The organism is Anoxybacillus pushchinoensis (assembly GCF_900111795.1).
Taxonomy (GTDB): domain Bacteria; phylum Bacillota; class Bacilli; order Bacillales; family Anoxybacillaceae; genus Anoxybacillus; species Anoxybacillus pushchinoensis.
The window spans coordinates 1-22,065 of sequence record NZ_FOJQ01000019.1; the positions used below are offsets into that span (position 1 = coordinate 1).

Annotated in this window: 21 protein-coding genes and 1 pseudogene; 17 read left to right on the plus strand and 5 right to left on the minus strand. The window is 42.2% G+C overall.

Going from position 1 to position 22,065, the window contains the following annotated elements:
* The 3 genes and pseudogenes from BM213_RS07010 to argH all read left to right on the plus strand — a co-directional run.
* A pseudogene (locus BM213_RS07010) lies at positions 1-194 on the plus strand (IS4 family transposase); the annotation flags it as partial.
* A gap of 252 nt (positions 195-446) precedes the next feature.
* Positions 447-1,655, plus strand: coding sequence for an argininosuccinate synthase (locus tag BM213_RS07015; RefSeq protein WP_091702372.1), 1,209 nt, complete (start codon positions 447-449; stop codon positions 1,653-1,655).
* Positions 1,652-3,028 carry an argininosuccinate lyase gene (argH, locus tag BM213_RS07020; RefSeq protein ID WP_091702375.1) on the plus strand — a complete coding sequence of 459 codons (1,377 nt, stop codon included), beginning with the start codon at positions 1,652-1,654 and terminating at the stop codon, positions 3,026-3,028. The genes BM213_RS07015 and argH overlap by 4 nt, the downstream gene beginning before the upstream one ends.
* Positions 3,029-3,040: 12 nt before the next feature.
* On the opposite strand, the gene BM213_RS07025 is transcribed toward argH, so the two are convergent.
* On the minus strand, positions 3,041-3,493 hold the full coding sequence (locus tag BM213_RS07025) for a universal stress protein (RefSeq protein ID WP_091702377.1): 453 nt from the start codon (positions 3,491-3,493) through the stop codon (positions 3,041-3,043).
* A 108-nt stretch (positions 3,494-3,601) separates the two neighbouring features.
* On the opposite strand from BM213_RS07025, the gene BM213_RS15150 reads away from it, so the two are divergent.
* The gene (locus BM213_RS15150; RefSeq protein ID WP_279625318.1) at positions 3,602-3,730 is read left to right on the plus strand and encodes a hypothetical protein; all 129 of its coding nucleotides are present in this window, start codon (positions 3,602-3,604) and stop codon (positions 3,728-3,730) included.
* 100 nt (positions 3,731-3,830) lie between these two features.
* Positions 3,831-4,592 carry an SDR family oxidoreductase gene (locus BM213_RS07030; RefSeq protein ID WP_091702380.1) on the plus strand — a complete coding sequence of 254 codons (762 nt, stop codon included), beginning with the start codon at positions 3,831-3,833 and terminating at the stop codon, positions 4,590-4,592.
* Positions 4,593-4,609: 17 nt separating this feature from the next.
* Here the strand turns inward: BM213_RS07030 and BM213_RS07035 are convergent, their stop codons facing one another.
* A complete protein-coding gene (locus BM213_RS07035) occupies positions 4,610-5,701 on the minus strand; it encodes a M24 family metallopeptidase (protein ID WP_091702383.1) in 1,092 nt (363 codons plus the stop codon).
* Between the two features lie 108 nt (positions 5,702-5,809).
* On the opposite strand from BM213_RS07035, the gene BM213_RS07040 reads away from it, so the two are divergent.
* Positions 5,810-6,487, plus strand: a complete 678-nt coding sequence (locus tag BM213_RS07040; protein ID WP_091702386.1) for a metal-dependent hydrolase — start codon at positions 5,810-5,812, stop codon at positions 6,485-6,487.
* A gap of 74 nt (positions 6,488-6,561) precedes the next feature.
* Positions 6,562-7,872, plus strand: a complete 1,311-nt coding sequence (locus BM213_RS07045; protein WP_091702389.1) for a CBS domain-containing protein — start codon at positions 6,562-6,564, stop codon at positions 7,870-7,872.
* A 15-nt stretch (positions 7,873-7,887) separates the two neighbouring features.
* Here BM213_RS07045 and BM213_RS07050 read toward each other — a convergent pair whose 3' ends face one another.
* Positions 7,888-8,187, minus strand: a complete 300-nt coding sequence (locus BM213_RS07050; RefSeq protein WP_091702391.1) for a YtpI family protein — start codon at positions 8,185-8,187, stop codon at positions 7,888-7,890.
* 99 nt (positions 8,188-8,286) lie between these two features.
* On the opposite strand from BM213_RS07050, the gene BM213_RS07055 reads away from it, so the two are divergent.
* Positions 8,287-9,234: a DHH family phosphoesterase gene (locus BM213_RS07055; protein ID WP_091702394.1), complete on the plus strand. Its 948-nt coding sequence runs from the start codon at positions 8,287-8,289 to the stop codon at positions 9,232-9,234.
* Positions 9,235-9,241: 7 nt separating this feature from the next.
* Here the strand turns inward: BM213_RS07055 and ytrI are convergent, their stop codons facing one another.
* Positions 9,242-9,742, minus strand: a complete 501-nt coding sequence (ytrI, locus tag BM213_RS07060; RefSeq protein WP_091702397.1) for a sporulation membrane protein YtrI — start codon at positions 9,740-9,742, stop codon at positions 9,242-9,244.
* Positions 9,739-10,077 carry a sporulation membrane protein YtrH gene (ytrH, locus tag BM213_RS07065; protein ID WP_091702399.1) on the minus strand — a complete coding sequence of 113 codons (339 nt, stop codon included), beginning with the start codon at positions 10,075-10,077 and terminating at the stop codon, positions 9,739-9,741. The genes ytrI and ytrH overlap by 4 nt, the downstream gene beginning before the upstream one ends.
* 214 nt (positions 10,078-10,291) lie before the next feature.
* Between ytrH and BM213_RS07070 the strand changes: the two genes are divergently transcribed.
* From BM213_RS07070 to BM213_RS07110, 9 genes are all read left to right on the plus strand, one after another.
* On the plus strand, positions 10,292-11,509 hold the full coding sequence (locus BM213_RS07070) for an RNA-guided endonuclease InsQ/TnpB family protein (RefSeq protein ID WP_091702401.1): 1,218 nt from the start codon (positions 10,292-10,294) through the stop codon (positions 11,507-11,509).
* A 105-nt stretch (positions 11,510-11,614) separates the two neighbouring features.
* Entirely contained in the window at positions 11,615-14,836 is a 3,222-nt protein-coding gene (gene dnaE / locus BM213_RS07075; RefSeq protein WP_091702404.1) for a DNA polymerase III subunit alpha, read from the plus strand.
* A 90-nt stretch (positions 14,837-14,926) separates the two neighbouring features.
* Positions 14,927-16,180 carry an NADP-dependent malic enzyme gene (gene ystJ / locus BM213_RS07080; RefSeq protein ID WP_091702406.1) on the plus strand — a complete coding sequence of 418 codons (1,254 nt, stop codon included), beginning with the start codon at positions 14,927-14,929 and terminating at the stop codon, positions 16,178-16,180.
* Positions 16,167-16,769, plus strand: a complete 603-nt coding sequence (locus tag BM213_RS07085; RefSeq protein ID WP_208601881.1) for a FadR/GntR family transcriptional regulator — start codon at positions 16,167-16,169, stop codon at positions 16,767-16,769. The genes ystJ and BM213_RS07085 overlap by 14 nt, the downstream gene beginning before the upstream one ends.
* 69 nt (positions 16,770-16,838) lie before the next feature.
* Entirely contained in the window at positions 16,839-17,711 is an 873-nt protein-coding gene (gene accD / locus BM213_RS07090) for an acetyl-CoA carboxylase, carboxyltransferase subunit beta (RefSeq protein ID WP_091702411.1), read from the plus strand.
* On the plus strand, positions 17,696-18,673 hold the full coding sequence (accA, locus tag BM213_RS07095) for an acetyl-CoA carboxylase carboxyl transferase subunit alpha (protein WP_091702414.1): 978 nt from the start codon (positions 17,696-17,698) through the stop codon (positions 18,671-18,673). The genes accD and accA overlap by 16 nt, the downstream gene beginning before the upstream one ends.
* Positions 18,674-18,854: 181 nt before the next feature.
* Entirely contained in the window at positions 18,855-19,814 is a 960-nt protein-coding gene (gene pfkA / locus BM213_RS07100; protein WP_091702417.1) for a 6-phosphofructokinase, read from the plus strand.
* A gap of 48 nt (positions 19,815-19,862) precedes the next feature.
* On the plus strand, positions 19,863-21,623 hold the full coding sequence (gene pyk / locus BM213_RS07105; RefSeq protein WP_091702420.1) for a pyruvate kinase: 1,761 nt from the start codon (positions 19,863-19,865) through the stop codon (positions 21,621-21,623).
* A gap of 46 nt (positions 21,624-21,669) precedes the next feature.
* Entirely contained in the window at positions 21,670-22,062 is a 393-nt protein-coding gene (locus BM213_RS07110; protein WP_091702422.1) for an FxsA family protein, read from the plus strand.
* Positions 22,063-22,065: the final 3 nt, after the last annotated feature.

The window sequence follows — 22,065 nt, forward strand, 5'->3', positions numbered from 1 at the left end:
TTTTTGGTCACAGTGAACAAGCTGTACATAATCAAGTGTACGTAGCCATGATAGTGTACTGTCTGAATGTTTTAGCTCAGTTGAACACGAATAGCGAACGCAGTTACTTACAAATTAGTCGCTATTTGAAGGCTTCTTTGTGGAAATCCGCTCACATTTGGTTACGAAAAATCGAAGGAAACAGCGTCCCATAAAGGTTTGCCAGTCGTTGTTGCACAAGTCATAGGTTATAGTAAAAAAATGGATGTCTACTACCCTCGCTTAGGTGTTTTCGTTTTTTCTCTAAAGTCCAGAAAAAATAAAACTGAAAATTCAGACATCATTTATGCGACGGTAGTGAATCAAAATAGTTATTGAAAAAAAGAAAAATAGCTGTTACATTATTAATATGCAAAATGAATAAATATTAAGTTGTTAGTATTTTTATTCTTTAAGGAGGAACGATCATGGCAAATCCAAAAGTAGTGCTCGCTTATTCTGGGGGATTAGATACATCGGTAGCGATTAAATGGCTACAAGAACAAGGATATGATGTTGTTGCTTGTTGCTTAGATGTGGGTGAAGGAAAAGACTTAGAATTTGTAAAAGAAAAAGCGCTAAAAGTTGGTGCTGTCAAGTCATATATGATTGACGCAAAAGAAGAATTTGCGAATGAATATGCGCTTATTGCTTTGCAGGCTCATGCCCTTTACGAAGGAAAATATCCGCTCGTCTCTGCGTTGTCCCGTCCGTTAATTTCAAAGAAGCTCGTTGAAATTGCTGAACTAGAAGGTGCTGTTGCTGTTGCGCACGGCTGTACCGGAAAAGGAAATGACCAAGTGCGCTTTGAAGTATCGATTCAAGCATTAAATCCGAATTTAAAAGTCATTGCACCTGTTCGTGAATGGAAATGGTCGCGCGAAGAAGAAATTGAATATGCGAAAAAACATAACATTCCGATTCCGATTGACTTAGATAGCCCGTTCTCGATCGATCAAAACTTATGGGGAAGAAGTAACGAGTGCGGCATTTTAGAAGATCCATGGGCAGCGCCGCCAGAAGAGGCGTATGAATTGACAGCTTCACTTGAACATACACCGAATGAACCGGATATTATCGAAATTGGTTTCGAGCAAGGAGTACCAAAAACGATTAATGGAAAGGCGTACCCGCTTGCAGCGCTTATTCTTGAGCTTAATGCGTTAGCTGGAAAACATGGCGTCGGCCGCATCGACCATGTGGAAAATCGACTTGTGGGCATTAAATCGCGCGAAGTATATGAATGTCCAGGAGCGATAACGCTCATAAAAGCACATAAAGAGCTAGAAGACTTAACGCTTGTGAAAGAAGTCGCCCATTTTAAACCAGTCATTGAACAAAAAATAGCGGAAGTCATTTACAACGGCCTTTGGTTTTCACCATTAAAAGATGCGCTCGTCGCTTTCTTAAAAGAGACACAAAAAAATGTAACAGGTGTTGTACGTGTGAAATTATTTAAAGGTCATGCGATTGTAGAAGGACGGAAATCGCCGTTTTCGTTATACGATGAAAAACTAGCAACATATACGTCAGAAGACCAATTTGACCATCAAGCAGCAGTCGGATTTATTTCTTTATTTGGCTTGCCTACGAAAGTATATAGCATCGTCAATAGCCAAAAGAAGGTGAACGTGTGAAAAAGTTATGGGGTGGACGATTTACAAAAACAGCTGCACAATGGGTCGATGACTTCGGAGCATCGATCCATTTTGATCAACAGCTCGTTGAAGAAGATATAGAAGGAAGCATCGCCCATGTGACGATGCTCGGCGAGTGCGGTATTTTACCGAAAGAAGATGTCGAGACGATTAAAAAAGGATTAACCAAGTTATTAGAGAAAGCGAAAAACGGAGAACTTTCCTTTTCTGTTGCCTATGAAGATATCCATTTAAACATTGAAAAAATGTTAATTGATGAAATTGGTCCAGTTGGAGGAAAGCTTCATACTGGAAGAAGTCGAAACGACCAAGTCGCGACAGATATGCATTTATATTTGCGAAAACGAGTGATGGAGATTATTGAACTTATTCGTCAATTGCAACGTGTGCTTGTCGAAAAAGCAGAACAACATATCGAAACGCTTATTCCGGGTTACACACACTTGCAACGGGCGCAGCCGATTTCGTTTGCCCATCATCTCATGGCGTACGTATGGATGTTTGAACGCGACCGTGAACGGTTTACAGAGTCGTTAAAGCGCATTAACAAATCGCCACTCGGTGCTGGAGCGCTCGCAGGGACGACGTTTCCGATTGATCGCCACTTGACCGCCAAGCTTCTTAGTTTTGACAGCATCTATGAAAATAGCTTAGATGCGGTGAGCGACCGGGACTTTATTATTGAATTTTTAAGTCATAGTTCTATGTTGATGATGCATTTATCCCGTTTTTGTGAAGAACTTATTCTTTGGTCGAGTGAAGAGTTCAAGTTTATTGAAATAGATGATACGTTTGCGACAGGAAGCAGCATTATGCCGCAAAAGAAAAATCCAGATATGGCTGAACTTATTCGTGGAAAAACGGGGCGGGTGTATGGTCACCTTATCGCGTTGTTGACCGTCATGAAAGGGTTGCCGCTCGCTTACAATAAAGACATGCAAGAAGATAAGGAAGGAATGTTTGATACTGTTCAGACGGTGATCGGTAGCTTAAAAATTTTTGCGGGTATGATTGAAACGATGACCGTTCGTGTAGACGTGATGGAAAAAGCGACGAAACAAGATTTTTCAAATGCGACGGAACTAGCAGACTATTTAGCAAAAAAGGGCGTGCCGTTTCGCGAGGCGCACGAAATCGTTGGGAAGCTTGTGCTTACATGTTTAGAGCGAGGAATATTTTTAATGGATTTGCCGCTTGATGTATATCGCCAAGCTTCGCCTTTATTTGAAGAAGATATTTATGAAGCGCTTGATCCGCACAATGCAGTGAATCGCCGCACGAGCGCGGGGGGCACAGGATTTACAGAAGTGAAAAAAGCAATTGAAAAAGTAAAACAAATGTTAGAGGCATAAAAGCAAACGCTTTTATGCCTCTGTTTGTTCAGGTGTGCGTACGACAAGCACGTCGCATTTAGCGTATCGTGTAATATGTTCAGAAACGCTTCCGATGAAAAATCGTTCAACTGCGCTCATTCCTGTTGCGCCGCAAACGATTAAATCAACTTCATACTTTGGAGCAACTTCTTTGGAAATTTTCACTTTTGGGGAACCGTATTCGATGTCTGTGACGACTTCTTTCACTCCTGCATCGATCGCCTGTTTTTCGTATGATTGCAATAATTCTTTCGCAAACTTTTCCGCTCGCTCGGCAACTGTACGATCGTATGCTTCGATCGTTGCGAACGAACGAACGTCGATAATGTGTGAAAGAACAAGTGAAGCATCGTTTCGTTTGGCGATTTCAATCGCTTTTTTAAACGCCCATTCCGCTTCTTTTGAGCCATCGACGGCGACTAAAATCTTTTTGTACTTGTACATAGCCATTCCCCCAATAAAAAAATTTTCCTTCCAATTCAAGTATATCATTTTTTGTAAAACAAACACTACGTATTGTCGAAAAATTTATGACAAAAGGAGTGAATATTGATGCGAGAAAAAGAGCAAAAAGAACAGCTTTATTACGATGAAGAAGAGATCGCGCAAGTGACTGAACAAATTACAGACGCATACATTAGCGGCGTCATTGAACAGGACGATAAACAAAAGAGACGATAATGCCTCTTTTGTTTATCGCTATGATCGAGCATAAAATGTGTTTTCCTCCGTCAGTTTGTAGTACGATAAACGTAGCAAAGCATGGATGGAGGGATAATTAGTGAGGCATGCGATTGTAACGGCAGGAACGAAAGGGCTCGGAAAAAAAGTGACGGAACGTTTTTTGGAAAAAGGATGCGCTGTTACCGTCCATTATCGAAGCGACATTCAGGCTGTTGAATCGTTAAAAGAAGCATATCGCCATTGTGAAGACCGACTTCATTTCGTACAAGGCGATGTGACGAAAAAAGAAGATTTAGTTCGTCTTGTAAATGAAGCGTTCGCGAAGTTTGGCCGCATCGATTATTTAATTCATAATGCGGGTCCTTACATATTTGAGCGGAAAAAGTTGGCGGATTATACGGATAACGAATGGTATGAGATGATTGAAGGGAATTTAAGTGCGATGTTTCATTTGTTTAAACAAGTTGTTCCGATTATGCGCGCTCAACATTTTGGTCGCATCGTAACATACGGTTTTCAAGGGGCGGACCATGCGCCAGGGTGGATGTATCGCTCAGCGTTTAGTGCAGCCAAAGTTGGACTTGTATCATTAACAAAAACGATCGCTTTTGAGGAAGCAGAGCATGGCATTACAGCGAATATGGTTTGTCCAGGAAATATTATTGGAGAAATGAAAGAAGCAACGATTGCGTATGCTCGTCAACAGAAAGATGAGATGACCCCTATTGGTCGCTCGGGTACAGGGGAAGATATTGCACGTGTTGTTGAGTTTTTATGTGATGATTTTTCAGATATGATTACAGGAGCTGTGATTGAAGTAACGGGGGGGCTTGATGTTATTCATCGGTATCGGAAATAGGCCGCCAACATGACAGCCTATACAATTTGTAGTTCTTTCGGATATGTTGTTAACGTGAGCGGTCCTTTTTCAGTCATATACATGTCATCTTCAATGCGTACGCCACCGACAGATGGGACGTAAATGCCAGGTTCAATAGTAAATACCATCCCAGCTTGAAGAGGGGTCGTGTTTGATTCGTTCATCGAAGGGTATTCATGAACATCGATGCCGAGTCCATGTCCGATGCGATGAGGAAAATACTCGCCATACCCTTCTCGTTCAATTCGCGAACGGGCAGCTTTGTCGATGCTTCCGATTGGAGCACCGATTTGGCAAGCGTCAATGGCAGCTCGTTGTGCTTGCAACACCGTATTGTATATACGTCTTTGTTCTTCTGTTGGCTGTCCAAGTACGACGGTGCGCGTAATGTCGGAACAATAGCCATCAAGTACGACACCGAGATCAAATAAGACAAAATCGCCCGTTTGGATGCGATTCGTTCCTGGAACACCGTGAGGATGCGCGCTATTTGTTCCGGCAAGCACCATCGTGTCAAAAGCCATCGTTCGCACCCCTTTTCTTTTCAACTCATATTCAATTGTTGCGATGATTTCTAGTTCTGTTTTTCCTTCTTTTAGGGCACGGACGCCAACATCGACACCAAAATCAGCTAGCTCAGCTGCTTGACGGAGCTTTTGCAGCTCCTTTTCATCTTTTGTCATTCGTAATTCATGTAGCGTATCGGTCAAATCGAAAAACGATGCATGTAAAAAACATGTTTGAAGTCGTTCGAGGCGATTGACTGTTAAATGATTTTTTTCGATACCGATACGCTCATTTTGTACATTTCGTTTACTTAACTCGTTGCTTAACATATGCCACGGATCGTGAACGTCGTCATAACTAACAATTCTATACGCCCACCCTGACTGTTTTGCTTGATTTGCATCCATTTCTGGACAAATAAGAAACGGTTCTTCATCTGGAAAAATGACAATGGCTAGCAGTCGTTCATGTGGGTTGCTGTAAAAGCCACTAAAATAAAAAACGTTTGCCGTTGATGTAATGAATGCCCATGAGCTATTCGTTTCTTTCAACTTTTGTTGAAGCTTACTTATTCGTTCCATCCTGTTCACATCCTTTCTTTTTCAGCTTATCATGAACAAAAAAAGAAGGAAATAGTGAACAAATGAAGAAACAAAATTATGTCAAAAACAAAGAAAGGAGCACGAAATATGAAAGTCACTTATCACGGACATTCTGTTGTTAAAATTGAGACGAGCGGAAAAACAATTTTCATTGATCCGTTTATTACAGGCAATCCGACGACAGATTTAAAAGCGGAGGATGTTTACGTTGACGTTATTTTATTGACACACGGACATAATGATCACGTGGGCGATACGGTTGCATTAGCGAAAAAACACGATGCTCTTGTCATTGCTCCTTATGAATTAGCCACGTATTTAGGATGGAAAGGTGTTCGCGTTCACCCAATGCACATCGGTGGATCGTTTTCTTTTGATTTTGGGAAAATAAAACTGACGCAAGCGTTTCATGGCTCAAGCTATGTAGAAGAAAACGAAACGATCGTTTATACAGGAATGCCAAGCGGTATTTTGTTTAGCGCGGAAGGAAAGACGATTTACCATGCGGGGGATACAGCGTTATTTTCTGATATGAAGCTCATCGGGGAAATGAATGATATTGATGTTGCCTTTTTACCAATTGGCGATAATTTTACGATGGGACCAGAGGATGCGGCAGTTGCGGCGAGATGGTTAAAAGCGAAAACAGTTGTGCCGATTCATTACAATACATTCCCGGTCATTCAACAAGATCCGCAACGATTTGTGAAGATGATTGATGGTGTGGGGCGCGTATTGCATGTTGGCGAAAGTATCGAGCTGTAAAAACGCTCATTGAATGCGGTCAAGCACACCCTTATAATAAAAAGTAACAAACTGTCGAAAAAGGGTGGGGCAACTTGACGATTACGAAGCACGAACAAATTTTACAGTATATCGAAACATTACCAGTTGGGGAAAAAATATCTGTTCGCCAAATTGCGAAAGAAATGGGAGTAAGCGAAGGAACAGCATATCGTGCTATAAAAGACGCCGAAACAAAAGGATACGTCAGTACGATTGAGCGCGTCGGAACGATTCGAATTGAACAAAAAAAGAAAGAAAATATCGAAAAGCTAACGTATGCGGAAGTTGTCAATATCGTTGACGGGCAAGTGCTTGGGGGAAAAGAAGGATTACATAAAACGTTAAATAAATTTGTGATCGGTGCGATGAAGCTTGAAGCAATGATGCGATATACAGGCGCGGGGAATTTATTGATCGTCGGCAATCGGACGAAAGCGCACGAACTAGCGATTGAAGCGGGCGCAGGCGTTTTGATTACAGGTGGTTTTGATACGGAAGAGCATGTGAAAAAATTAGCGGATGAGCGGAAATTGCCAATTATTTCAACAAGTTATGATACGTTTACAGTTGCGACGATGATTAACCGAGCCATTTATGATCAGCTCATTAAAAAGGAAATTGTTCTCGTCGAAGATATTTTGACGCCATTTGAAAAAACAGCATATTTGTATGTAACAGATCAAGTAGAACGGTGGTACGAGCTAAATCGAGAGACGAAACATAGTCGCTTTCCTGTAATTGATCAACAATTAAAAGTGCAAGGTATTGTGACAGCAAAAGATATTATGGGTTACGAGCGTGATGTGCCGATTGAAAAAGTAATGACGAAACATCCGATTACAGTAAGCGGAAAAACGTCTGTCGCTTCCGCTTCGCATATGATGGTGTGGGAAGGAATTGAAGTATTGCCCGTTGTTGATGAATACAATCGGTTACAAGGAATCATTAGCCGACAAGATGTATTAAAAGCATTGCAACTCGCACAACGCCAGCCACAAGTCGGTGAGACGATCGATGATATTGTCACTACCCAGTTTTTAACCGAAACGGTTGACGGTGTTTTTCGCTGCAACATTACTCCGCAAATGACAAACCATTTAGGGACGTTATCGTACGGGGTGTTTACAACTATTGTGACCGAGGCGGCAACGAGGGCTCTTCGCCTACATAAGCGTGGAGACCTTGTTGTCGAAAACATTACAATTTATTTTATTAAACCTGTACAAATTGATACGGTCATCGATATTAAGCCAAAATTATTAGAAATCGGTCGTAAGTTTGGAAAGGTGGACGTCGAAGTATTTAATGAAGGAACGCTTGTCGGAAAGGCGTTAATGATGTGTCAATTACTTGAACGACAATAGGCTGCATGTAGCAGCCTATTGTGTCTCTTCCGCCTCTTTTACCGCAAGCGGAAAATAGTAGCGATGAGCGCGATAGCCTGACCATATGCTTCCCGCACCAACGAGGAGAAAAACAATGCCGACAATGAGCGAGACAGTTGAGCGATGAATGAGAAATTGGTTAATTGCAAAGAAAAATACAAACGAGCCGAGCGCTATGCTTGATTTAGCACTAATCCATTTCCGCTCCATCGGCTTTTTACTGCGAACATATTTGATTTTGTAATACAAATAAAACGACAATGAAAAGACGATAAGTATAACAAATATTGGCATATCTAACCCTCCGACATAAAAAGTTGTTGCGTGATTATTTTACATCTTTTCGAATCATAATAAAATATGTTTTAATGGAGAAAAAAAGGGAGAAGCGCTATGGAACAAAAAGTTTTGGAAATTATTGATCATATTGAACAGTTTGACACCATTATTATCCACCGTCACGTTCGACCAGATCCTGATGCGTACGGCTCGCAAGGAGGATTAGCAGAACTAATTCAAGCGTCATTTCCAGAAAAACGAGTATATACGGTTGGAAAAGATGAACCATCGCTCGAATTTTTGCGTAAAATGGATGTCATCCCAGATGAAATGTATCATGATGCTCTTGTGATCGTTTGCGATACGGCGAATGAAGAGCGCGTATGCGATCAACGCTATAAGCTCGGAAAGAAAATTATTAAAATCGATCATCATCCAAATGAAGATCCGTACGGTGACATATTATGGGTAGATACGAGTGCCAGCTCGGTTAGTGAGATGATTTATGAGCTATATTTAATGGGAAAAGAGCGCGGCCTTGTTTTAACGAAAGAGGCAGCTCGCTTAATTTATGCTGGCATTGTTGGCGATACAGGTCGTTTCCTTTTCCCTAGCACGAATCCGAAAACATTTAAGTATGCGAGCGAGCTAATCGAGTACGGCTTTTCTTTTGTTGATTTGTACGAACAACTATACCGAACAAAATTATCGATTGCTCATTTAAGTGGGTATGTGTTGCAACATTTCGAGCTGTCTGAACACGGCGTTGCCCACATTGTATTAACAAAGGAACTATTGAGCCAGTACGATGCGACGCCAACAGAAGCTTCACAACTCGTTAGCGTGCTTGGAAATATTGAAGGAATAAAGGCGTGGGTATTTTTCGTGGAGGAAGATGATCAAATTCGTGTTCGTCTTCGCTCAAGAGGTCCGATCGTCAATGAAGTAGCTAAAAAATATCGCGGTGGAGGTCATCCGCTAGCAGCAGGAGCGTCCATCTATTCGTGGGAAGAAGTAAAACACGTATTGGCTGACTTAAATGAAGTATGTAAGCAACAGTAGGACATATCTACTGTTGCTTTAATTTTATTTCAATCGATACGTTAGTGAAAAATAAAATCGTTTCGATATCGAGACGGTACGTTCGACTGTCAATGACGTATGTTTTATTTTCAATTGCTTTTTTTAATAGCTCTTTGCTTTTATATACTGTTTCAATATCTTTCGCTGTAATATGTTGAATGTCTTTTTTTATATTTTCTTCAATGCGAAATGTTGTGTACGTATCGATGCCGTAAGATTGGGCGTTAATTACTTTCACATCAATCGATTGAATCATCAGTCGCTTTTTATTTTCTTCATTCAGCTGAACATAATCTTGTTGCCAAATGTTTAAATCATGCTTTAGCTGCGCAATGATTTCTTGCTGAGTTTTTAATTGGCGTACTTGTTTCTCTTGCAAAATGCCAAAAATTTGTGCGAAAACGATCCAACTAACGATTGCACCAATCATGGCTCCAGCGAAAAATCGTTGCCAGCCCGGATCGCGTGTGTATGGTGGAACTCTCATACGCTATGCTCCTGTGTAAACCAGCGAATGAACGTCATACCTGTTTGGGCTCCTCCAGTCGCTGATAAAATAAGTAAAAACTGTTTAATGACATCGCGTGTTTCCCCTTGAAAAAAGCCGCGTTCCACGCTATAAAACGTGTCGAACGTCCCACCAATCGCCGCAATTAGCGCCCAAATTTTTAAACTGCTTGCGAATCGGTACATCATTGTTAGCGGTGGTTCACCAGATAAAAAAGCCCCAAATCCGCCAATGAATGCTCCTCCTACTAACACACCTAAAGCGATGAAATAGCTTTGAATAAAAGCAGGCAAAAACGCTGTTTTCATCTCCATCTCGCTCACTCCTTCTGTATACTATGTATATGGGACAAACAAGCAAGGTATGTTTTGCTTTTCAACATATATGGTTCTGTTTTTTCATTCAATCGTAAAAATTTTGATAAAATATATTTGAGATCACACTTCTTTTGTGATTATCTTTACATCTTATTGCATGGCTCTCTGATGAACATATATAGTAAAAGAGAAAGCGAGGTGAACAACGATCATGATGGCGAATCGAGTGGAAAGGCACATCATTTATCCAAACCATCCGTATTATACGATGATCGACGAATATTGTTTTCGTTCAAAAAATTTGTACAACTTCGCCAACTATCAAGTCAGGCAAACGTTTTTCCAACACGGCACGTATCTTTCTTACAACAAGCTAGACAAGTTGCTGAAAACAGAAGGGATGGATGCAGACTATCGAGCGATGCCAATGGCTCAATCCGCCCAACAAACGTTAAGAATGCTCCATCAAAATTGGCAATCATTTTTTAAGTCGATGAAAGATTGGGCAAAAAACAAAGACAAATATACAGGCAGACCGAAACCGCCCAAATATCTCAAAAAAGACGGACGGTATGTGCTTGTGCTAACGAATCAATCATGCAAAGTCGTCGATGAACATATCACGTTTCCTGCCTGCTTTCAAGGGTTTCGGTTAAAGACAAACATGAAAGGGAAGCTTCAACAAGTCCGATTCATTCCGAAACACCGCCATATCATCGTCGAAGTCGTTTACAAAATCCCTATTCCACCGCAAAAACAAGATCACAACAGATGCATCAGTATTGATTTAGGATTAGATAACTTCGCAACCATTGTGAACAACGTGGGCAAACAACCGATCGTCATCAATGGTAAAGGTCTAAAATCCGTCAATCAATACTACAACAAACAAATGAGCCACTACCGCAAAGTAGCGAAACAGATGAATGGACTCGATTGGACAAAACGAATGAGCAAAATGACAGAAAAACGAAACCGCATCGTAGAAAACTTTATGCACCAAGCGAGTGCCTTTGTCATCAAACATGCGTTGTCTTTAGACTGCGATACGATTGTGGTGGGGATGAATAAAGATTGGAAGCGTGAAGTCCATCTCGGAAAGCGCACGAATCAAGCGTTCGTTCACATTCCGTATCAAACGTTTCTTCATCAGTTGCAGTACAAAACAAAACAGCATGGGATTCGTGTCATCGTGACAGAAGAAAGCTATACATCCAAATGCAGTTTTTTAGACATGGAAGAAATCAAAAAGCAAAAACAATACAAAGGAACGCGCATCAAGCGTGGGCTGTTTCAATCTGAAAACGGAACACTCATCCACGCAGATGTCAATGGGGCATACAACATCATGAGAAAAGTATTCCCAAAGGCGTTCGCCAATGGGATAGCGGGTGTGGGGTTACACCCGATCCGAGTACATGTCGCTTAAACGGCGTGGACGGATAAACAATTTTGTTAAAATCTTTATCATTATTCTATGATTTTAATAAAATTGATAACCTAATAGAAAAAAATAGAAAAGGTGGGAGACACATTGTCGTTTATCCATCTACAAGTGCGAAGTGGTTATAGCTTATTAAGTAGCACGGTGAAAATTGAGGAGCTCGTTATGCGGGCGCGTGAGCTTCAATTTTCAGCAGTTGCGTTAACGGATGAAAACGTCTTGTATGGGGTAATTCCGTTTTATAAGGCGTGTCAAGCGCACGGAATCAAACCGATTATCGGTATGATTGCGACAGTATTTGATGAGCACGGGCATACAGATCAACTGGTGCTGTTGGCGAAAAATAACGACGGGTATCGTCAACTTGTCCATATTGCTACAGCCATTCAATTAAATGACGGAAAGGGTATCTCTTTATGTAACTTATCCCGCTACACGAGCGAATTAATCGGTATGACAAGCGGGGTACATGGGCGAGTGGAGCAGCATTTGCTGAACGGAGAAATTGCTCAAGCAGAAACGCTCGTGCACACGTACGCCAAGCTATTTCAACGCGGCGATTTTTATATAAATGTGCAGCGACATGGCTTACAAGAACAAGAAGATTTATTGCCGCTACTTTTTGAACATAGTAAACGATGGGACATGCCGCTCGTGGCGACAAACGATGTACGCTACATGTATAAAGAAGATGCTCTTGCTTATGAATGTTTGCTTGCGATGAAGCACGGGAAGAAAATGACCGATTCGAGCCGACCTCGTTTGGCAGCAAATGAATATTATTTGAAAAGTGCAGATGATATGACTGCCTTATTTTCTATATGTCATGAGGCGGTGGAAGAAACGGTGCGCATTGCAGAGCGATGCGATGTAACGTTTGAGCATGAGCAATGGTTTATGCCGCGCTATCCTGTCCCCTCAGGGACAACAGCTGATGAGCATTTGCAATCATGGTGTTGGGAGCAATTGACGAAACGTTTTCCAAATCGTCCGCAACCGTACGTTGATCGATTACAATACGAACTACAAATCATTCAACAGATGAACTTTAGCGACTATTTTTTAATTGTTGCCGACTTTGTTCGCTTTGCCCGCGAGCAAGGCATATTCGTCGGGCCAGGGCGCGGGTCAGCGGCAGGTTCTCTCGTTGCCTACATACTCGGCATTACACAAATCGATCCGTTGCAATATGGACTTTTGTTCGAACGCTTTTTAAATCCAGCTCGTTTATCACTTCCCGATATAGATATCGATTTTCCTGATGATCGTCGCGAAGAAGTGATTCGCTACATTGAACAAAAATATGGAAAAGATTACGTTGCACAAATTATTACGTTTGGGACGTTCGGAACGCGCTCAGCGATTCGCGAAGTTGGTCGTGTGTTTGATGTAGATGAACACGACGTACAACAAACGTTACATACCGGGCGACTCGACCATACACGGCCATGGCATCGCGTGGTGCAACGTATTGAAGGATTGCCAAAGCATACGTCGATTCATGCTGCCGGCATTGTCATTAGCCCATGCCCATTAACGGACATCGTTCCTCTTCAAAGTGGGCAAACGACAACATATGTGACGCAATATGCGATGGATGCGCTTGAACAAATAGGACTATTAAAATTTGATTTGCTTGCATTGAAAAATTTAACGACGATCGAGCAGATGATAAATAGTATTGAAAAACGGACAGGACGTCGTTTACGTTTTGACGACGTGCCGCTTGATGACGAACAAACGTATGCTCTTTTCAGCCAAGGAGATACATTTGGCGTATTTCAGCTTGAGTCAGAAGGAATGAAGCGGGTATTGCGCGAATTAAAACCGACAACGTTCGAAGATATTGTTGCAGTAAACGCTCTATTTCGTCCAGGCCCGATGGAGCAAATCCCAACATACATTTCTCGCAAACATCGTCGTGAATCGATCGTTTACATGCATGATGATTTGAAGTCGATTTTGCAGTCAACATATGGCGTCATCATTTATCAAGAACAAATTATGAAAATTGCTGAGAAAATGGCAAACTTTTCGTTAACCCAAGCTGATTTATTACGTCGAGCAATAAGTAAAAAAGACGTCGCGCAAATGGAAAAAGAGAAAAGGCGCTTCATTGAAGGATGTATGCAAAATGGATACGCTGATCATGTCGCAAACGAATTGTACGAGCTCATCGTTCGATTTGCTGGGTATGGATTTAATCGAAGTCATGCGGTCACGTATAGTTACATTTCGTATATGATGGCGTATATTAAAGCGCATTATCCGCTCGATTTTTATGCCGCATTATTAACAAACGTAAGCGGTCAAAAAGAAAAAATGATGCAATGTGTGTACGAACTTCGGAAAAAACGAATACGATTACTTCCTCCTTCGATCGGACGAAGTGAAGAGCACTTTACTGTTGATGAAAACGGTATTCGTTTTGGGTTTTTAGCGATTAAACAAGTTAACTCTGCCTTTATCAAACAAGTTATTCTGGAGCGCCGAAAGCGACCGTTTTCCGATTTTTTTGATTTTGTTTCCCGACTACGACTCGAACCTTCACAAAGAAAAATGGTTGAAGCGTTCATTTTTTCTGGTTGCTTTGATGAATTTCGTATCGAGCGTGCTACTCTTTATGCAAGTATAGATGTGGCGTTTGAGCATGCACAGTTTTTCACATCGCTTCCTCATATACGACCAAAGTACGTCCATGCTGAGCCGTTATCGCTTATCGATCAGCTCAAGCATGAAAAACAATGGCTCGGCGTATACGTATCTCCACATCCTGTTGAGTCATTTTCGCATTTTTATTCGATATGGGGAGCAAAACGAATGTATGAGTGGGAAAAGGAAGAATCAAATTACGGTAAAGTGATCGCATACGTTGAGGAGGTGATGAAAAAGCGGACAAAAAAGGGAGAAGAGATGGCGTTTCTTACAATTTGTGACGATAGCGATGAATGGCATGCTATTGTATTTCCAGCAAGCTACCGACGTTTTCATTCCATATTGCAACAAGGAACGGTGTTGTATATGGAAGGGAAAATAGAGAAACGGATGAATGGTTGGCATCTAATTGTGCAACAACTGAGGAAGCCAGAGTGTGTATACGTGAAAATTGACGAACAACATGCATCACCGATCGTGTTGCAACAGTTAAAAAACGTGTTAACAACTTATCGTGGGCATGTACCTGTTGTTTTGTATTATGAGGCGGAGAGGAAAAAAGTACAGCTTTCCCATGAATATGCCGTTTCTCCACAAGATGAATGCATGAAGCAGTTGACGGCATTGCTTGGGGACGGAAACGTTGTCGTAAAATAAAAAGCTTTACTATTTTTCATTTTTATTATATTTTTATAGAAGTTAAGTGGTCAGACCAGTTGTTGACGACTTTTTAGGGAGGAAGATGTTGTGCCGTTGTTTGAAGAAGCGCTTCGTATGCATGAACGTTATCAAGGGAAGCTAGAAGTAAAAGCGAAAGTGCCATTAAGGAACGCCTATGATTTAAGTTTGGCGTATTCTCCTGGTGTGGCCGAACCGTGCAAAGCTATTTCTCACGATCCAATCAAAATATACGATTATACATTAAAAGCGAACACGGTAGCTGTTGTATCGAATGGAAGTGCGGTATTAGGACTTGGAAACATTGGGGCGGAAGCAGCATTGCCGGTTATGGAAGGAAAAGCTGTGCTTTTTAAAAGTTTTGCCGGAGTTGATGCCTTTCCGATTTGTTTAAATACATCAGATGTGGAACAAATCATTCAAACAGTTAAACTGCTTGAACCGACGTTTGGTGGCATCAACTTAGAAGATATTGCTGCTCCGCATTGTTTTATTATTGAAGAGCGATTAAAGGAAGAAATGAACATTCCTGTCTTTCACGACGACCAGCACGGAACAGCGATTGTGACTGTTGCGGGTCTAGTCAACGCGTTAAAGTTAGTAAACAAAAAGATGGAAGATATTCAAGTCGTGATTAACGGAGCAGGTGCGGCAGGCATTGCGATCATGAAGTTGCTCCGCTGTTACGGAGTCGAACATATGATTATGTGCGATTCAAAAGGGGCCATTTATGAGGGGCGTCCGTACGGAATGAATGACATCAAACATGAAATTGCGCAATGGACAAACGTGGAGAAAAAATCAGGGACGTTACAAGAAGTGATCGTTGGTGCGGATGTATTTATTGGTGTATCTGTTGCAGGAGCATTGACAGCTGGCATGGTTGAAACGATGAATCGGGATGCGATCATTTTTGCGATGGCAAACCCGATGCCAGAAATTATGCCTGAAGAGGCGCTACAAGCAGGGGCGACGGTTGTCGGAACAGGACGCTCTGACTATCCGAATCAAGTAAATAATGTTTTGGCGTTTCCTGGTATGTTTAGAGGGGCGCTTGATGTGCGCGCAAAACAAATTAATGAACAAATGAAAATAGCCGCCGTTGAAGCGATTGCCAACTTAATTACAGAAGACGAATTGCGCGCCGATTATGTCATTCCAGCTCCGTTTGATCCTCGTGTTGCTCCAGCGGTCGCCGCTGCTGTGGCGAAAGCAGCAATCGAAACAGGGGTCGCACGCACGATGCTCGATCCAAAAGAGGTAGAACAACGAACGCGACAATTAGTAGCTATTGCAGGTGAGCACAACGATGACGACTTCTAAAGTGTACATTGAAACGTTTTGGCAAATTCATCGCATGATTGAGGAAGCAGGTCTCCAACCTGGAGATCGACTTCCTTCTGAACGAGAATTAGCTGAAAGATTACAAGTTGGACGTTCTTCTGTTCGCGAAGCACTAAGGGCGTTAGAACTGCTCGGACTTATTGAAACGCGTCGCGGAGAAGGGACGTTTATGAAGCCGTTCGGTGAACATCAGCTCATTCAACTCCTCGGTTCGTTTATTTTACAAGGAAATCGGGAAAAACGGGATTTAGTTGAAACAAAATTGCTAATCGAGCGAACGTGCCTGCAGCTTGCTTGCGAACGAATGACAGAGGAGAAGTTCGAGCACATTGCGCAAGTGGAGCACACGTACCATTTGTTTTTTCGACGAATTGTGGAAGCAACGGATAATTATTTATTGCTACGCATTTGGCTCGTATTACACGACTTTTTTGAGCACGTATATACAATAGATGTCCCTTCCGAATTTTATGACGAAATGTCGCAGGCGCTACAAAAAAAATGTTGCGTAGAAGCAGTGGCTGTTTATGAGCGATATGTCATGCAAAATATGTCGAAAGACAAATGACACAATATGACAAACAAAGTTGTCTTTATTCGGTAAAGTAGAAATGGACGAAGTAGGGGAGGGAAACATGTGCTAAAAGATTTGTTCTCTAAAAAGAAGAAATATGCGACCATTCCGTCTGAACAAGCAAAGCAAGATGTGCCAGAAGGTATTATGACGAAATGTCCGAAATGCAAAAAGATTATGTATACGAAAGAGCTAGTGAAAAACTTACGCGTTTGTATATCGTGCGGCTATCATCATCCGATGTCTGCTCCTGAACGTATTGCGTGCTTATTAGATGAAGGAACGTTTTGTGAATATGACCGTCACCTTCTTTCTAAAAACCCGCTCGACTTCCCGCAATATATGGAAAAGATTGAGGAAGATCGTGAGAAAACGAAGCTAAATGAGGCGGTTGTGACAGGGGAAGGAACGATCAACGGCTTTCCTGTCGTTGTTGCCGTGATGGATTCACGATTTCGTATGGGAAGCATGGGATCGGTCGTTGGAGAAAAAATTGCCCGCGCCATTGAACGAGCAATGGAGAAATCCGTTCCTTTCATTATTTTCACCGCTTCAGGTGGGGCACGTATGCAAGAAGGTGTGTTAAGTTTAATGCAAATGGCAAAAACAAGTGCAGCATTAAAACTGTTTAGCGAACAAGGTGGGTTAATTATTTCCGTCATGACCCATCCGACGACCGGGGGGGTGTCAGCGAGTTTCGCTTCGCTCGGAGATTATAATTTCGCTGAGCCAGGAGCTCTTATCGGTTTTGCAGGGCGGCGAGTCATTGAACAAACGGTTCGCGAAGAACTGCCAGATGATTTTCAAACGGCTGAATTTTTATTAAAACACGGACAATTAGACGCTGTCATTCCGCGTCATGAATTAAAAGACACATTAACGAATATATTAGACATTCACCAAGCGCGAGGTGAGGACGAATGGCGTACGAGTTAGAATTCGAAAAGCCGCTTGTAGAGTTAAGGAAAAAAATTAGTGAGTTAAAAGAGTTTACGAAACATCGCGATGTCGATTTTTCAGATGAAATTAATAAACTAGAAGCGCGTCTTGAAAAGCTTGAACATGATATTTATGCCAACTTAAGCCCGTGGGATCGTGTGCAAATTGCGCGCCATCCGAATCGACCGACAACGCTTGATTATATTGAACGATTGTTTACAAACTTTTTCGAATGTCACGGTGACCGTTGTTTTGGGGATGATGAAGCGATCGTAGGAGGAATTGCAAAATATCATGGATTACCTGTGACTGTCATCGGTCATCAACGTGGGAAAGATACAAAAGAAAATATTCGTCGTAATTTTGGTATGCCACATCCCGAAGGATATCGAAAAGCGCTTCGTTTAATGAAGCAAGCGGAAAAATTTGGGCGTCCGATTATTTGTTTTATTGATACGAAGGGGGCGTATCCAGGAAAGGCTGCTGAAGAACGGGGGCAAAGCGAAGCAATCGCACGGAACTTATTTGAAATGGCAGGCTTAACTGTTCCTGTCGTATGCATCGTGATCGGTGAAGGAGGAAGTGGTGGTGCGCTTGCTCTTGGTGTCGGCAACTATGTTCATATGCTTGAAAATTCGACGTATTCCGTCATCTCGCCGGAAGGAGCGGCCGCAATTTTATGGAAAGATGCATCGCTTGCAAAAAAAGCTGCCGAAACGATGAAAATTACAGCAAAAGATTTAAAAGAGCTCGGCGTCATTGATGAGATCGTTCCAGAAGTGCGTGGGGGGGCACACCGAAATGTCGATGAGCAAGCGAAATACATTGACGATGTGCTGCAACGTTCATTGCGTCAATTGCTTCCATTAAGCGCTGAACAACTGATTGCGCAACGATACGAAAAATATAAACAGATTGGCGATTTTATCGAATCTCAACAACATGTATCGGTTATGTAAAATGGTCATCATCGGATGGCCTTTTTACATGAAATAAATGATTTTGGGAAAACTTGTTGTAGTGAGAAAAATCAACGTTTTGTGAAACATTTCATTATGTATTGTGTTCCATATACCTTCATGTTATCTTAAAGTAAGAGGTCATACTTCTTATTTTATTTTTTTAAAGAGGTGAAGAGCGATGAAAAGAATTGGTGTGCTTACGAGCGGTGGCGATTCGCCAGGAATGAATGCCGCTATTCGTGCGGTTGTTCGGAAAGCGATTTACCACGGCTTAGAAGTGTACGGCGTTTATCACGGATATGCTGGATTGATTGCCGGGAATATAAAGAAGCTTGAGATTGGCGATGTTGGCGACATTATTCATCGCGGCGGAACGATGTTATATACTGCCCGCTGTCCAGAATTCAAAACGTTAGAAGGGCAGTTAAAAGGAATTGAGCAGTTGAAAAAACACGGTATTGAGGGGCTTGTTGTCATTGGTGGCGACGGTTCATACCAAGGGGCGAAAAAATTAACAGAGCACGGCTATCCTTGTGTTGGTGTGCCGGGAACGATTGATAACGACATTCCTGGAACAGATTTTACGATCGGATTTGACACAGCATTGAATACAGTGATTGACGCGATTGATAAAATTCGTGATACAGCGACATCTCATGAACGTACATACGTTATTGAAGTCATGGGGCGTCACGCTGGTGATATTGCTCTTTGGGCAGGACTTGCTGGTGGTGCGGAAAGCATTTTAATTCCAGAAGCTGATTATGATATGGATGAAATTGTCGCTCGTCTGAAGCGCGGACATGAGCGCGGTAAAAAACATAGTATTATCATCGTTGCAGAAGGGGTTGGCAGCGGTGTTGATTTCGGTAAACGCATTGAAGAAGCAACAGGATTTGAAACGCGTGTAACTGTGCTAGGGCACGTACAGCGCGGTGGATCACCGACAGCGTTTGACCGTGTACTTGCTAGCCGTTTAGGTGCGCGCGCAGTGGAATTGTTACTCGAAGGAAAAGGTGGACGTTGCGTTGGTATTCAAAACAATCATCTCGTCGACCACGACATCATTGAAGCGTTAGCACAAAAACATACAGTTGACCAAAAAATGTATCAACTATCAAAAGAACTTTCAATTTAGTGGTTATTTATGGTATCGTTTCCATATGCAAAGTGTAGGAGGGTATTTATGCGCAAAACGAAAATTGTTTGTACGATCGGTCCAGCGAGTGAAAGTGTAGAAAAGCTTGTGCAGCTCATTGAGGCAGGGATGAATGTTGCCCGCCTCAACTTTTCGCACGGAAGTCATGAAGAACATGCAGCGCGCATTCGCAACATTCGCGAAGCATCGAGAATGACTGGAAAAACGGTTGCGATTTTATTGGATACGAAAGGACCAGAAATTCGTACACATGACATGGAAAATGGTGCGATTGAATTGAAAGCGGGCGCTGAAGTCACTATTTCGATGACGGAAGTGCTCGGTACGCCAGAAAAATTTTCGATTACGTATGAAGGGCTAATTGACGATGTGCATGTCGGCTCAACGATTTTGTTAGACGATGGTTTAATTGGTTTAGAAGTATTGGCTGTTGATAAAGAAGCGAAAGAAATAAAAACAAAAGTATTAAACGGTGGCGTATTAAAAAATAAAAAAGGTGTAAACGTTCCGGGCGTCAAAGTAAAATTGCCAGGTATTACAGAAAAAGATGCTGCTGACATTCGTTTCGGTATCGAGCAAGGTATTGATTTTATTGCTGCATCATTTGTTCGTCGCGCTTCAGATGTGCTCGAAATTCGGGAATTGCTTGAGGCGCATGACGCGTTACACATTCAAATCATCCCGAAAATTGAGAATCAAGAAGGCGTAGACAATATTGATGAAATTTTAGAAGTAGCAGACGGTTTAATGGTTGCTCGTGGCGACTTAGGCGTCGAAATTCCAGCGGAAGAAGTGCCTCTCGTCCAAAAAGAGCTAATTAAAAAATGCAATGCGCTTGGAAAACCTGTTATTACAGCGACACAAATGCTTGATTCCATGCAACGAAATCCACGTCCAACCCGCGCTGAGGCGAGCGATGTAGCGAACGCCATTTTTGACGGAACAGATGCGGTTATGCTTTCTGGCGAAACGGCAGCAGGAGCTTATCCAGTTGAGGCGGTACAAACGATGCATCGCATCGCTTTACGTACAGAACAAGCGTTGCAATATCGCGACTTATTATCAAAACGCAGCAAACAAAGCGGCACAACGATTACAGATGCGATCGGACAATCGGTTGCCCATACAGCGTTAAATTTAGATGTCGCAGCGATTGTGACGCCGACAGTGAGCGGTCATACGGCGCGTATGATTTCGAAATATCGCCCAAAAGCGCCAATTATTGCGGTGACATCTGATGAAGCAGTGTCTCGGAAATTAGCGCTCGTTTGGGGTGTTTATCCAGGCGTTGCCCAACATGCAACGTCGACAGACGAAATGCTCGATATTGCTGTTGAGGCCGCTCTTGGCACAGGCATCGTCAAACATGGTGATCTCGTTGTCATTACTGCGGGAGTACCAGTTGGGGAAACGGGCTCAACGAACTTAATGAAAGTTCATATGATCGGTGATATGATTGCAAAAGGCCAAGGCATCGGTCGTAAATCAGCATTTGGCAAAGCGGTTGTAGCAAAAACTGCCCAAGAAGCGCTTAAAAAAATGGTTGAAGGTGGCATTTTAGTGGCACCTGCAACAGATGCGGACATGATGAAGGCACTAGAAAAAGCTGTCGCGATCATTACGGAAGAAGGTGGTCTAACAAGCCACGCTGCAGTTGTCGGTTTGAGCCTAGGTATTCCAGTCATTGTTGGAGTAAACAATGCTACATCCATTTTAAAAGATGGACAAGATATTACAGTAGATGCGAGCTTTGGTGCAATTTATCGCGGCCATGCAAGCGTGCTATAATAAAGAAGGGAACAACCCCTTCTTTTCTTGTTTTGGAGGGATCTCAATGCGCCGTATCTTTTCACTTCTTTTTATCGTTATTCCAGCATTAGAAATTGTCGTTCTCGTTTTATCGGGACAGGCGATCGGAGTTTGGCCGACATTTGCGCTTATTGTCGCCACGGGCATCATCGGTGCATTTTTGGCGAAGCGACAAGGCATATATACGCTTCAACGTGTAAAAGATGAGCTGATGAGGGGACATATACCTAGTGATGCACTATTAGATGGCGTTTGTATTTTAGTCGGGGGGATGTTATTATTAACGCCAGGCTTTATTACGGATACAGTAGGGTTTATGCTCCTTCTCCCGTTGGCACGAAAAAAAATAAAACCATGGCTCGTGCGCCTGTTTAAATGGATGTTTTACACAAAAACATGGATGTACATTCGGAAATGAGAA